We start from the raw sequence: 13,521 nt of genomic DNA, 5'->3' as shown, positions 1-13,521 counted from the left end.
TTCAATTATTACTTTTATATGAGGACCAAATAGTGATATCGGTGATTGATGTGATATCTATCCTCCTGCAAGTAAGATTGTAATTCTCAATTCGTTTAAAACGTGAGCATTAACCAAGAACGCTAATAACCTATTCGACAGGCCTTCTTTCCTCTGCCAATCTTTTCTTCTCAGTGTATTTTACTCGACGCCTTTACCTACATCCAATTGATACAATTAAGGAATATCTATGCAGTGGAAAGCATCAACTCTTGCGTTACTAGTTTCAACCTCTCTTATTACGCCAATATCATTTGCAGCTCAAACGGCAGACAATGTTGCCCCTGAAGCCGCAACGGGCTTAACCAAGCAAAACCTCGTTGAAGGAAAAGAGTGGATGATCGCCTCCGCAAACCCTTATGCCAGTGAAGCGGGGGCTGAGATGCTACGCAAAGGCGGTAATGCGATTGATGCCATGGTTGCTACGCAATTGGTGCTTGGGCTAGTAGAGCCTCAGTCATCAGGTATTGGGGGCGGTGCATTTCTTGTCTATTGGAATGCAAAACAGCAAGAGCTTACTACTTTTGATGGAAGGGAAACGGCACCATTAGAAGTGACACCTCAATTATTTCAAGATGACAAAGGCCAACCTCTTAAGTTTTATGATGCCGTAGTCGGAGGGCGATCTGTTGGTACTCCTGGCACAGTAAAATTGATGTGGGATACTCATCAAAAACTAGGCAAACTGGATTGGAAAACCCTATTTGAACCAGCCATTGATCTTGCAACTAATGGATTCACCGTAAGTCCTCGTTTAGCAAAATTGGTTGATAATGACCAAGAGTTTCTACAACGCTCTCCTGCCGCTAAAGCCTACTTCTTTAACCAAGACGGTTCACCAATAAAAGCTGGTCAGAAGCTTAAAAATCCAGATTATGCAAAAACACTGCAGGTTATTTCTGAGCAAGGCGCAGTCGCTTTTTATCAAGGAAAAATGGCACAAGATATTGTGAACACAGTAAGAAATGAGACCTCAAATCCTGGGGTACTTAACCTCATTGATTTTACGGCTTATCAAGTAAAAGAGCGTGAACCCGTCTGCGCACCTTATCGCCAATACGCAATTTGTGGTATGGGGCCACCAAGTTCAGGAGCATTGGCACTTGGACAAATTATGGGGGTACTCAGCCATTACCCAATTTCAGATATGGGTAAAGACAATGTACAAAGTTGGAGATTATTAGGGGATGCTTCTCGCCTAGCCTTTGCTGATCGCGGTAAATACATGGCAGACAGTGATTATGTTCCAATGCCAACTCAAGGCTTATTAGATAAAACGTATTTAGAAAAACGTGCTGAACTACTAAAAGGAAAGAATGCATTAGCTGAAACTTCTGCGGGCTCTCCACCGTGGTCTCATGCCAACAATTACGCATTAGATGAAGCGATTGAATTACCCTCTACCAGTCACTTTTCGATTGTCGATAAAGACCGTAATGTGGTTTCAATTACCACCACAATAGAAAATGGCTTTGGCTCTCGCTTAATGGTTGGCGGGTTCTTACTGAATAACGAATTAACTGATTTCTCTTTTAGAAGTCATGTCGATGGTGTTCCTATTGCCAATCGCATCGAACCGGGTAAACGTCCACGTTCATCCATGGCACCCACTATCGTAATGAAAGACAATAAACCGTATATGGCAATTGGATCTCCCGGTGGTAGCCAAATTATCGGATACGTAGTAAAAACATTGGTTGCTCATCTAGATTGGAGTTTAGACCTACAGCAAGCCATTGATTTGCCTAACATGAATAATCGCTTTGGGGCATTTGAAATAGAAAAAGACACCACCGCTGAAGCATGGGTCCCTAAGTTAGAAAAGCTAGGATTTAAAGTTCAAGTTAAGGAATTAAACTCAGGGGTTCAAGCGATTAAACTGCAAGGAAATTCTCTTGTGGGGGCCGCCGATCCTCGCCGTGAAGGTAAAGTGATTTCGCAATAAACTAGTATCCGTTTATTTATGGCAATAATGATGATCTCATTGTTGCCATTTTTGTATTTAATCAATGTCACTTAAACACCGCTTTCACACTTCATGCCCCAGCCACAGACGGATCAATCTAAGGTGTGCTTTTTACTTCATAAATATCGATTGACAGTTTATAAAAAGCGAGTATTTTTCATTGACATTAATTATTTGAATTGAATCGCAAAATAAATACTATAAATGCAAATAATTTAACGCTTTACAAACATGAAAAAAGCAAAATAATTACGTTAATAGACCTTATTTCACTTCTATTAAAAACTTTCTTCCGTACACTACACAACTCCTATATGACTTACATTTTGTAACGAAAAAATGACTAGAAATCATACCTCTGGATTCACTTTGATTGAGCTAATTGCTGTTATTGTTTTGCTCTCAATTCTCTCCCTCAGCGCGAGCAGCTATTTCTCAGGAATTAGCAGTATTTCTGCGCACACATTACAAACGGAACTGCTGCGCTCTTTGCGTTTAACTCAAACTCGCGCCATGCACAGAAATGGGCAATGTAATCGATGGTTAATTGATGAGCATAGAGCACAACAAGTGAGCTTAGATAAACTATCTAACGATTGTTCATCAGTCTTTCCTAGTACTCAAAAAAGAGATGTTTATCTTGAAAACGAAGATATAAGTTATGTCGCGATATTAGCTAACCAAAATGCATATTTCTCTTTAATCGCAAATAATACCCTTATCAATTTGGCCTTTCCTTATGCACTAGATTTTGATGGCATGGGTCGTATCGAACAATGTAAAACAGATAAGTGTGAAATTACTATTTTTGGCCAATCACAACAAAAAATCTGCATTGAAAAAGAGGGGTATATTCATGCCTGTTAAGCATCAGCGTGGATTCAGTTTAATCTCCATTGTGTTGTCTATTATATTAATGAGTTTTGCATTACTTACCGTAACAACCGCCTTAGTACCTAAATCGCAGCAAAACGTAGAATTAATCTACTCAACAAAAGCGGCTGAACTTGGTGCTGCTGTGATGGATGAGATATTAGGTCGCCAATTTGACCAAAACAGTGGGCCTAATGGGGGTTTGCCTGTATGTGAACCGACCAAAAAACCTTTTTGTACAACTCCTGACAAATTAGGACCAGATGAAGAAGCTAACGAAGATAAAACAACACGAACTCTCTACAACGATGTCGATGATTTTGATGGACTCTCTGGCAATATTCAGGATGTATTAGGCGATAACTTAGGGTCTGTGTATCCTAATTTTTCAATTTCTATCACCGTTTTTTATGATACAAATCTAGATGGAATTGCCGATACCGTAAGCGGAAACCGAAAGCGCATTGTTGTTGATGTTATTGACCCTAGTGGCCAACACTATCCTTTCTCTGTCTTTCGAGGAAACTTCTAATGCTATTTAAAAAACAGCAAGGTTTTACCTTAATCGAGATGGTTATCTCTATTGTTTTATTAGGGGTTGTCGGAGTTTCGCTCAGTGCCATTATTCAGCACAGTATGACAATTTATACCGATACCACCACCCGTGAAGAACTGCTACTTCAAGGTCGTTTTGTTACTGAACATATGCACAAAGAAATTCGTGATGCCGTACCAAACAGTGTACAAGTTAACGCATCTACCCACTGTATTGAGTGGTTACCAATCACTAATACTGCTGTCTATGAGGCATTACCATTAGCACCAGAATCGGCAGAGACGATGAGAGTATTACCTGAACATGGGTTCACTAAAGCAGAGCGTATCGTGATCATGCCGATGAATGCAGATGCCCTATTAAAGGACATTTCACCTTTAGATACCATAAAGATAGAGCCCACAACAATTGCAGAAGTAAAACAAGATGTGGATTTTATTCCATTGCTTGAGACAAACACATCACAATCAACCATGGTTGTACTTCCCTTTACTCAAGAGACAAGCTTTAAAGCAAACTCCCCTGCACATCGTTTATTCGCCTATAAAACCCCAGTGGCTTATTGCTTAGAGGGGAGCCAACTATATCGTTATGCGAATTATCCGCTGTCTCGTAGTGAGCTTTCCCCTGCAGAATTAAGCGTAGGAGATCGTGACTTAATGGCTGAAAAAATCAAAAGTGTACAATTTGATGTAGAGCACGCCTCTCTTGTACGTAATGGTTTAGTTAAGCTGCAGTTTGTCTTTAATGATAACAATGAAGAAGTGAGGTTGGATCATGATGTCCTTATCGCAAACACGCCGTAGTCGTAATAATGGCTCTGCGCTTATCCTTACTATTTTTGTCATTATCGTTGTTGGTTTTCTCGCGCTAATGGCGACTAAAAATCAACAAAAAATGAGTCATCATATCGTGACATCTATTATGGGGACTCGCACTAATATGGCGGCGCAGTCAGGAATACAGCTGAGTTTAAGTGAGTTTTATGCAACAGAGACTACCGACAGATGCGCAAATATAAACTCACCTTATACGTTTTCTGGTACAGGGCTATCTCAATGTACTGCCACTGTAGAGTGTAAGCGTATTGGAATTTTAGATTCAGGAATTACAGTAAATCAATTGGTTAGTACAGCCCGATGTCAATTTGGCACCACCACATTACAACGTGTTATTGAAGTAGGAATTCGTCAATGATGGCTACACTTTTCTCTCGCTCACTTATTATTTCAGTTTTCAGCTTATGTTTGATGCCCCTGAATGCATCCGCTTTTCCAACAATTAATCCAAATACTTACTTTCAGGGTATTGCACAAGGGCATTCGATGCAATGCTCTAGTCCAAAACAACTGACCATGTACAACGATGCAAAAATCGAAGGTACACAAGGTCGTAGTTTGGATTTTTGTTCAAGTATCAACCAATACGAATTACCAGATGATAGCTGTGACGATGGAAAAGGGGGTTATCATCAATGTTCAATTACAGGAAGAAATACTCCAACACTTAACTTGGGGTCGTTTATTAATAACAATTCTCACAGATCAAATACCTGCGATTCTGGTACTTCCTACTTTGATAAGAAAAAATACTCCAATATCACCTTACGTGGGTCATGTGATGGTTATTTAGGTCATAATAGCCAAGAACAACTGATCAAAACTCTGACATTAGAAAGTACTCAAGTCACTTTAAGTTCTGGCGATTACTGGATCGAAAGTTTAAATATGTTCGGGTTTGCGCATATTAACGTGACAGGCAATGCACGTTTATTTGTAAAAAATGATATTGAATTAAACAACGATGCAAAAATAACGAAAACAGGAAGTGGCTCACTTTTCGTTGTTGGCTATGATGATATTTCCCTCCATGATAATAGCTATATCGAAGGCTATGTTTATGCGAATGATAAACTCACATTAAACAACCAGTCTCATATTGATGGTCGAGCTTCTAGCCGAAGTTTATTTATGGAAGGTGATACCTATATAAATAAAACACTAACCCCTCCTCCAACCCTTCCAACTGCGGCATTATCTCTTCGCTTAGATGAAGACTCGTGGAACGGCTCTATTGGCGAAGTCAAAGATAGCTCTGGTAACAGCTATAACGGTACAGCTATAAATAATCCTGCTCCTCAAAAGGACAACCCTGCTCTGCCTATCGATTTAGCCAAGATGGGAACTTGTGGCTATGGCGCGTTTAATAAATCACAGCAACAATATATTGAAGTTCCTAATAATAGCAAACTCTCTAATGAAGATACTATTACGGTCAGTGCATGGATAAACCCTAGCTCATACCCTTCTAGCAATCGCCTTAATACTATTGTCTCTAAAAATGGTAATTATGAATTTCATTTAAATTCATACGGTCAAATCAATTGGTATTGGGAATTAAAAAATACAAACTACCCAATGAACCTAACGACTAGAGAGAGTATCCCAAAGAATCAATGGTCACATGTGGCAATTCGCTATAATGCACACAACACAAAAAAAGCGACTATTTTTATTGATGGCGTTGAAGTGATATCTAAGTCAGAATCAGTTAACCCTCTCAAATACTTAAAAGAAAACAATCAACCGCTGCAAGTAGGTAATGATTATGATTTAACTCGTACTTTTAATGGCTTAATTGATGAAGTCAACGTATTTGATCAAGCCTTATCAGACGACCAAATTGAACAGTTATATGAACAACGTCATCCCTGCCCTGATGTGGTTTTACCTACCTGTTATGAAGATAATTTCAATAATGGCAGCTTAGACAGTAACTGGGTGACCAGCTCTAGTAGCGGTAATTTTATACCTAAAATAATTAATGGCCGCTTGCAGTTAACTCAAGCACAACGAGCACAATCAACAGCATCTTCTTATCAGTATTTATACCCTGCTCTTGGTAACAAAATTGAAGTTGAATTCGATTATATGGCGTATGGAGGTAATGGTGCTGATGGTCTTGCCATTGTATTTTCTGATGCCGAAATAACTCCTCAAGCTGGTGCATTTGGTGGGCCTTTAGGCTATGGATTTAAGAGAAATTCAGAAGCAACAAAGCCTGGTTTTGCGGGTGGTTGGCTTGGTATTGGTCTTGATGAATATGGTAACTACTCTAAAGAAGGCGGTTCAAAAAACCACAACTCTTACTCTACCAATCAATCTGTTGTGCTCAGAGGTTCAGGCCAACAATACTCCGGATATAATTACATTAGCGGTAATAAAGTCAGCCCCAATATTGATGGAAATAACGGTAATAGCAAAACTCATCGCTATCGTATTACCATAGATTCAAGAAGTCATAATACCGCTAATGTAACGGTTGAACGTAGTGTTGAGAATAAAGGAAGTACTCCTCGCTTTAGCAAAATCATTGGCCCAATCAATGTCTTAAGCTCTCAATACAATCAAGATGATATTCCTGAAAATTTCATCATGTCATTAACCGGTTCTACTGGCCAGCTGTATAACACCCATGAAATTGATAATTTCAAAATGTGTGCTTTGTATTCAAAGCCTATTGGTGAACAAATTGATCATTTTGAGTTTGACCACTCAGGGCAAGGCTCTACTTGTGATGTATCTAACGTAACATTACGAGCGTGTGCTGATGCCTCTTGTTCAAGCTTATTTACTGATGAGATTGATGTCACACTTAATACCAGTAACTTAGGGACTGATGGTTATTGGCTTAACGGCAACAACATAACAATGAGAAATGGTATTGCGAATCTATCCATAGGTAAACCGACTCAAGGGAATGTAGGACTAAACGTTGATAGCTCATCTCCTTCAACAAAACCCTTCAGTAACACTTTATGTAGTATCAATGGCGATTCATTAAGTAGTCAAAACTGTACTCTCAATTTTAAATCGGAGGGGTTAACAGTTGTTGTCCCTGATAAATTTGCCAATAAACCCGTTACAGCAACCATTAAAGGCTGCGGTAGTACATTTACTGGTACAAAAAACATTCAATTATGGTCTGATTATATTTCACCAAGTAAAACAAATATTATTGGCTCACCAAGCTTATATGGACTCGTTAATAATTCATGGAATGAGATAGGGAAACAAGAAGCATCTCCAACAACCTTTGCGTTAAATTTTGCCAACAATGAAGCACAAATTACCGTAAATTACGCCGATGCGGGACAACTGCAACTCAATGCTAGATACACAAAATCGTATAATCAAGACATTGAAGGCAGTGATCAATTTGTCAGTTTTCCAGTTGGCTTAAGTGCGTCAGTAAGCGATAAAAACAATTCAAGTTCTAACAGTCTTTGTCAATCAGAAGACACGAATTGCTCCATTTTTGCTCGCGCTGGTGAAGAGTTTAACTTAATCATTAAGGCTCACGCTTGGGAAAAGGATAACGATTCTGATCTAGCTAATAATCTGGTAACACCGAACTATGCTCAAGATAATTTAATACTAGATCATACTCTCGTCGCCCCTTCTCAAAAAATTGGAGGCAATACAGGTAACTTATTAATTAATACTTATAATCATGCGGCAAAACAAGGCAGCACAAATACGTTTAAGCAAAGTATCAGTGAAGTCGGTGTTTTCGATATTTCAGTAACACCACCTGCTGGCTATTTAGGTAGCAATGCGTTCCAAATTAAAGCCGCCAATACCGGCTCAATTGGTCGATTTACCCCCGCTTATTTTGACTTATCTGCGGTGCAACCAACAATAAAAGATGCCTGTGGTGATTTTACGTACATGGGCCAAACGTTCGAGTTTGATACCTTACCAACATTAGAGTTAACACCGCTGTCCTACACTGGTGGTCAACTACAAAACTATAATATTGGTCCATGGTGGCGCTATAACAATAAATGGGATTTTAGAACCTATTCGGCTTCACCTTCCGACATTGCAGTAATAGACAGTGACTCACTTTCTATCCTTGGTCGTAGAGATGGATTTGCAACATCAGGTAGCGTAGATAAATTACCTCTACAAAATAAAGTACAGCTGCAAAATGCCAAATTGCGTTATAACAAACCATTTGATCCTATATCGCCAACGAATGACACTATCACTTTAACGCTTAGTGCTGAAGATACGAAAGACCAAGATAAGGTTTGCTACAAAACTAACGCGACAGGAAACTGCCTTGAGTATAATTTCCCTGCTACACCAGAGCACCAGCAAGAGTGGGGCCGAATCACAATGGAAGATGCCTATGGCTCAGAGTTAAATGATCTTCAATCAAGAATTGAGACTGAATCTTACGTGGGTGGTCGTTTCATACGTAACAGTGATTCTTGTACAATATTTAGCTTGTCTAATTTTCGCTTTGATGTAGGTACCGATCCGAATGCCCTTCCTGTAGGAAAAGGAACAACGAAAGCGAGTTTAACCAGTACCGATATGAGTAATGGATTAACAAGCATGAATTTCACTGCCCCTGGAAATGGAAATCAAGGGCAGGTCATTCCTACCTTGTCATTAGTTAACCTACCTTGGCTGCAACAAGACCAAGATAATAATGATTCTTTTGAGGATTTCATTAAAGCGACCATTCATTTTGGGATTTATCGCGGAAGTGATCGTATTATATGGAGTCATGAACAAACCAACTAAGTTCATACAGATAGCCATAATTAATAAGGAAGCATCATGAAAGACGATTACAGCTACCCAATTGGAACAAAAGGCAAACCTTGGGGCGAAGCAGAAAAAGCGGCTTGGCTTGCAAGCATGACAGTAAAGCGCTCTTACCAAGAAGAAGTAGCAACTAAAATTCATGCGCTTTCTGATCGCTTCGATGTCTCTCAATATGGTGCGCTATCGTATGACGAAACGCGCTTTCCATTATTGTGTATTAAAACTCGCCAATGGGATAATGCCAAACCGACACTACTAATCAGTGGTGGTGTTCATGGCTATGAAACTTCAGGCGTTCACGGTGCATTGCAATTTGTAGACACAAAAGCTGAGCACTATAGCCAATGGTTTAATATTGTTGTTGCCCCTTGTGTTAGCCCGTGGGGTTATGAAGTGATTAATCGTTGGAACCCAACAGCGACCGATCCAAACCGTTCTTTTTATGCAGATAGCCCTGCTGAAGAGTCAGCAGGATTAATGGCATTAGTAGCATCACTTGAAACACCTATTTTTGCCCATATCGATCTGCATGAAACGACAGACAGTGATGAGACAGAATTTCGTCCTGCATTAGCCGCACGCGATGGCTTAGAATATATCGAAGGTTATATTCCTGATGGTTTCTATACTGTGGGCGATACCGAAAAGCCAGCTACGGCATTTCAAACAGCAATCATTGATTCAGTTCGTACTGTTACGCACATTGCCCCACCTGATGAAAATAACCAAATTATTGGATCTGATGTCGTGCAAGAAGGTGTTATTGAATATCCGACTAAAAAACTAGGCCTATGTGCAGGTCTAACCGATGCTGATTTTGTATCAACAACTGAAGTCTACCCTGATAGCGATAAAGTCACTGCGCAAGAGTGTAATGATGCTCAAGTTGCAGCTATTGTTGGTGGTGTAGAGTACTTATTAGCTCAAAAATAATACACACTCCGTTCTATTTGCGAAATAGATGATTCTAGTCAAAAAGTTTACACTTTGAATGATTCATCTATTTCCCATCAACATATTGAACACTTTCTAACCACCAAAAGTGTAATATATAGAATTATTAATAACGAATAAAATATACTGCTAAAACATACCCTTGGTTACAATATTTCCACAATGCCTCCTTGATAAATCCGTACTTTGTTACATTCTTTTAATGGTAAAATACCTAGAGTAATTATCTAAAAGAGAACCCTTATGTGGAACAAACTAAATAAGTCCATGATGTTTTGCCAAATGATGTTTGGCTTATCATTTTATGGCGTAATGGTTATATTAACTCGATTTTTCCTTGAAGAACTTAACTACAGCGAAGCTGATACCATGATGGTAGTCGGGGCCTTTTCATCAATTGGCCCTCTATTTGCTATTGCTGGTGGTTTTATTGCCGATAAATTTTTAGGCGCTTACCGCTCATTAACCATTAGTTATCTTGGTTTCTCTGTGGGTTACGCTTTACTTGTTCTAGGCTCATACACCGCCAATGTTCCAATGGCATTATGTGGTATCGCATTAGCAAGTTATGGACGTGGCTTAATGTCACCTTCTTACCCAAGCCTTTACAAGCGTACCTTTGATACTCAAGAACATTTTGAAAACTGTTACCCTGTAAACTACTCTGTTAACAACGTTGGTGCATTATTAGGGCAATACTTATTCCCTATGTTTGTTCTTGTGTTAGGCTTCCACGGAAGCTTTATGTTATCTGCAATCCTTGCCTTCTTTGCATTAGCAACATTAGTGATTTTCCGTAAATCATTATTAACAGTTGGTGCAGATATTGATCAGCAACCAGTAAGCACTAAAAACTGGATTGCATTTCTAGTCACCTCTGCCGCCATGATTGGACTTGTATTCTTCATGTTCTCAAACATGGATATCGGTCAAAACATTGTTTATGCGATTGGACTTGCAGCGATTGGTTATTTCGTACTTCTAATGATTAAATCTGAGAAATCCGACGCACTGAAAATGGGGACGATCCTTATCGTAACGGCATTGACTACTGCTTTCTTTGTGTACTACGGTCAAATGATGACATCGATGACCATGGTAACTATCAATACTATGCGTGGTAATCTATTCAACCTTATTCCTATCGCACCAGAAGCATCAATGGCGATGAATCCATTATGGTGTATTATCGCAGGCCCTGTAATTGCAATGATATTCTCGGCTCTTGAGAAACGTGATATTCACTTTTCAACAGCAACGAAGATTGGCTTTGCCTTTATCCTAACAGCTATTGCATTTGGTATTTTAACCATGGCAGTGATGAGTATTGGTGAAAATGTAATCATTCGTCCAGAAGTATTCCTACTTATTCACTTCTTCCAAGCATTTGCAGAAGTTATTGTAGGTAGCTTGGTCGTTGCATTCATCTTATCTGTGGCTCCAAAACATATTGAAGGCTTCTCAGTAAGTCTGTTCTCTGTTGCGATGGCATTAAGTGGTATTGTTGGTGCGGTATTCTCAACCTCAATCGCTCAAGAGAAAGGCCAAGTCATCACTCAAGAGTTCGTACAAACGGTTTATGGCGATTACTTCCAACTACTGACTGTACTTGCTGTTGTTATGGTTGCTGTTGCTTTTATTGCTTCATTCATTATTCGTAAGATGCTTGAAAGTAGCAAGCATGCTGCGGCTCTAAAAGAACAAGAAGCATAACCAAGAAATTATAATTTTAAGATCAAAGCCTTACTTTATTTATCGATAAAGTAAGGCTTTTTAAGTTCGACAATTATGCCCCCATCGCTGCAACATCCTTTGAAGCTCTTCCGACTTATAGGGCTTATTCAAAATATCATCCATTCCTACTGTAATACATTGTTCAACTTCCATTGTCGTAGTCCCAGCGGTCAATGCAATAATCGGTTTACGATAACCGGATTTTCTAAGCTCTTTTGTTGCTTCAAACCCATCCATGATCGGCATTCTGCAATCCATTAGTATGATATCAACTTCATTTTCACTAAGGAAATCAATTGCCTGTAGACCATTATCTGCAAATTCTGGAATAACCCCTATTTTAGCTAGCATCATTTTTAAGATTATTTGATTCATCTTAATATCTTCTACCGCCAAAATAGATAATTGTTCAACCGGAAAAGGAAAGTCCACCTCATTATCATTATCACCTTGCTGAATTGAAGGTTCCTTGAGTGGAATTAAAACGGTAAAACTAGAACCTATACCCTCTTGGCTTGAGAGAGAAATCTCCCCATGCATAACTGAAACCAAAAACTGACAAATAGATAAACCAAGACCAGTACCTTCAAACTGTCTCTGGCTCGAATTATCTACCTGTGTAAAAGGATCAAATAAGCTTGCTTGCTTATCTTTAGGAATTCCACACCCAGTATCTGAAACGATTATTTGTAGATTTTTATCAATCCAAGATACTGAGAATACTATCGTGCCTTCTTTAGTAAACTTAATTGAATTACCAATTAAATTGACGATAATTTGTTGAATTCTATCTACATCACCTTGCAATAAATCGGGTATGTTATCTGTCACATTAACGTCAAAAGCCAATCTTTTTTCTTCAATTTGTTGCGTAAAAATTTGCTGAACGGTCGATATTAATCGATTAGGTTCAAAGCTATCCACTTTAAGGTCTAGCATTCCTGCACTCATTTTACTGAAATCAAGTAAGTCATTAATAATAACCCGAAGCATCTCCCCTGACTGATGTATGGTGTTGAGCAAGGTTTGTTGATATGACGTAATGACTGTATCTTCCATCAACTCAGCAGAGCCTAATAATCCATTGAGAGGCGTTCGTAATTCATGATTGATCATAGCAACAAAATCACGAGTTGCTCGTTCTGATTTTTCCGCTCTTTGTTTCTCTTTAAGCGTATCTTCTAATAGTTTCTGTCTTTCAAAAGCAGAACTGATCATCTCAGAAAATAAACTAAATTGCTTTTCAATCGTGTCATACCAAGTAGAGTTAGGAATTCGAGTGAAAATAAAATGCAAGGAACCACAGCGCAGATCCTCATGATGAAGAAAAACAACTAATTGAGTATGATCTGAGTTCCAATTAAGAGAGTGTTCAGAGAGAGATAAATCACTAAATAACATGCCATTATCTAATCTAAAAACACTAATATCTTGCTCTTGTGTAGCGACATTTGAAGAAAGGTGGATAGCTTGTATTAACTCAAGATTAAGCAAATCTTCGAGGAGTTTAGTTAACAGCCCTTTGACTAATTTCTCTTGCAATAATCGTTGGCTATACTCTAGCAATATAGCATCAAGATCATTTTTAAACTTCAATAAAGCGACATCATTTTCAGACTGTTTTTGAACTATCAGCAAGCTTTCTTCTACCAATTTCTTGGCGTAATATAACTCATTACTTTTCTTTTCAAGTAATGTTTCAGCTGCTTTTCGAGCTTGTTTCTCTCGCTGAATTTTTTTATTCAGTAGCTCAATCATTTTCTCGCTATCCATCTTTA

At 38.8% G+C, this 13,521-nt stretch carries 9 protein-coding genes; 8 read left to right on the top strand and 1 reads right to left on the bottom strand.

Going from position 1 to position 13,521, the window contains the following annotated elements; all coding sequences use genetic code 11:
* Positions 1-229 precede the first annotated feature (229 nt).
* From ggt to ED622_RS02800, 8 genes are all read left to right on the top strand, one after another.
* The gene (ggt, locus tag ED622_RS02835) at positions 230-1,984 is read left to right on the top strand and encodes a gamma-glutamyltransferase (protein WP_122032444.1); all 1,755 of its coding nucleotides are present in this window, start codon (positions 230-232) and stop codon (positions 1,982-1,984) included.
* Between the two features lie 360 nt (positions 1,985-2,344).
* Positions 2,345-2,872, top strand: coding sequence for a Tfp pilus assembly protein FimT/FimU (locus ED622_RS02830; RefSeq protein ID WP_122032443.1), 528 nt, complete (start codon positions 2,345-2,347; stop codon positions 2,870-2,872).
* Entirely contained in the window at positions 2,862-3,410 is a 549-nt protein-coding gene (locus ED622_RS02825; protein ID WP_122032442.1) for a type II secretion system protein, read from the top strand. The genes ED622_RS02830 and ED622_RS02825 overlap by 11 nt, the downstream gene beginning before the upstream one ends.
* Entirely contained in the window at positions 3,410-4,240 is an 831-nt protein-coding gene (locus ED622_RS02820; protein WP_122032441.1) for a PilW family protein, read from the top strand. Before ED622_RS02825 ends, ED622_RS02820 begins: the two co-directional genes overlap by 1 nt.
* Positions 4,212-4,631 (top strand): MSHA biogenesis protein MshP, encoded by a 420-nt coding sequence (locus tag ED622_RS02815; RefSeq protein ID WP_122032440.1) that lies wholly within the window; start codon positions 4,212-4,214, stop codon positions 4,629-4,631. The genes ED622_RS02820 and ED622_RS02815 overlap by 29 nt, the downstream gene beginning before the upstream one ends.
* Positions 4,628-9,031 carry a DUF6701 domain-containing protein gene (locus ED622_RS02810; RefSeq protein WP_254052576.1) on the top strand — a complete coding sequence of 1,468 codons (4,404 nt, stop codon included), beginning with the start codon at positions 4,628-4,630 and terminating at the stop codon, positions 9,029-9,031. The genes ED622_RS02815 and ED622_RS02810 overlap by 4 nt, the downstream gene beginning before the upstream one ends.
* Positions 9,032-9,067: 36 nt before the next feature.
* The gene (locus ED622_RS02805; RefSeq protein WP_122032439.1) at positions 9,068-9,988 is read left to right on the top strand and encodes a M14 family metallocarboxypeptidase; all 921 of its coding nucleotides are present in this window, start codon (positions 9,068-9,070) and stop codon (positions 9,986-9,988) included.
* 264 nt (positions 9,989-10,252) lie between these two features.
* Positions 10,253-11,722 (top strand): peptide MFS transporter, encoded by a 1,470-nt coding sequence (locus ED622_RS02800; protein WP_122032438.1) that lies wholly within the window; start codon positions 10,253-10,255, stop codon positions 11,720-11,722.
* 60 nt (positions 11,723-11,782) lie between these two features.
* On the opposite strand, the gene ED622_RS02795 is transcribed toward ED622_RS02800, so the two are convergent.
* The gene (locus tag ED622_RS02795; protein WP_122032437.1) at positions 11,783-13,516 is read right to left on the bottom strand and encodes an ATP-binding protein; all 1,734 of its coding nucleotides are present in this window, start codon (positions 13,514-13,516) and stop codon (positions 11,783-11,785) included.
* Positions 13,517-13,521: the final 5 nt, after the last annotated feature.

The organism is Aliivibrio sp. EL58, from assembly GCF_900312675.1.
Classification (GTDB): Bacteria; Pseudomonadota; Gammaproteobacteria; order Enterobacterales; family Vibrionaceae; genus Aliivibrio.
Note: the sequence above shows the minus strand (reverse complement) of the source record. Positions and strands in the feature narration are given on the sequence as shown.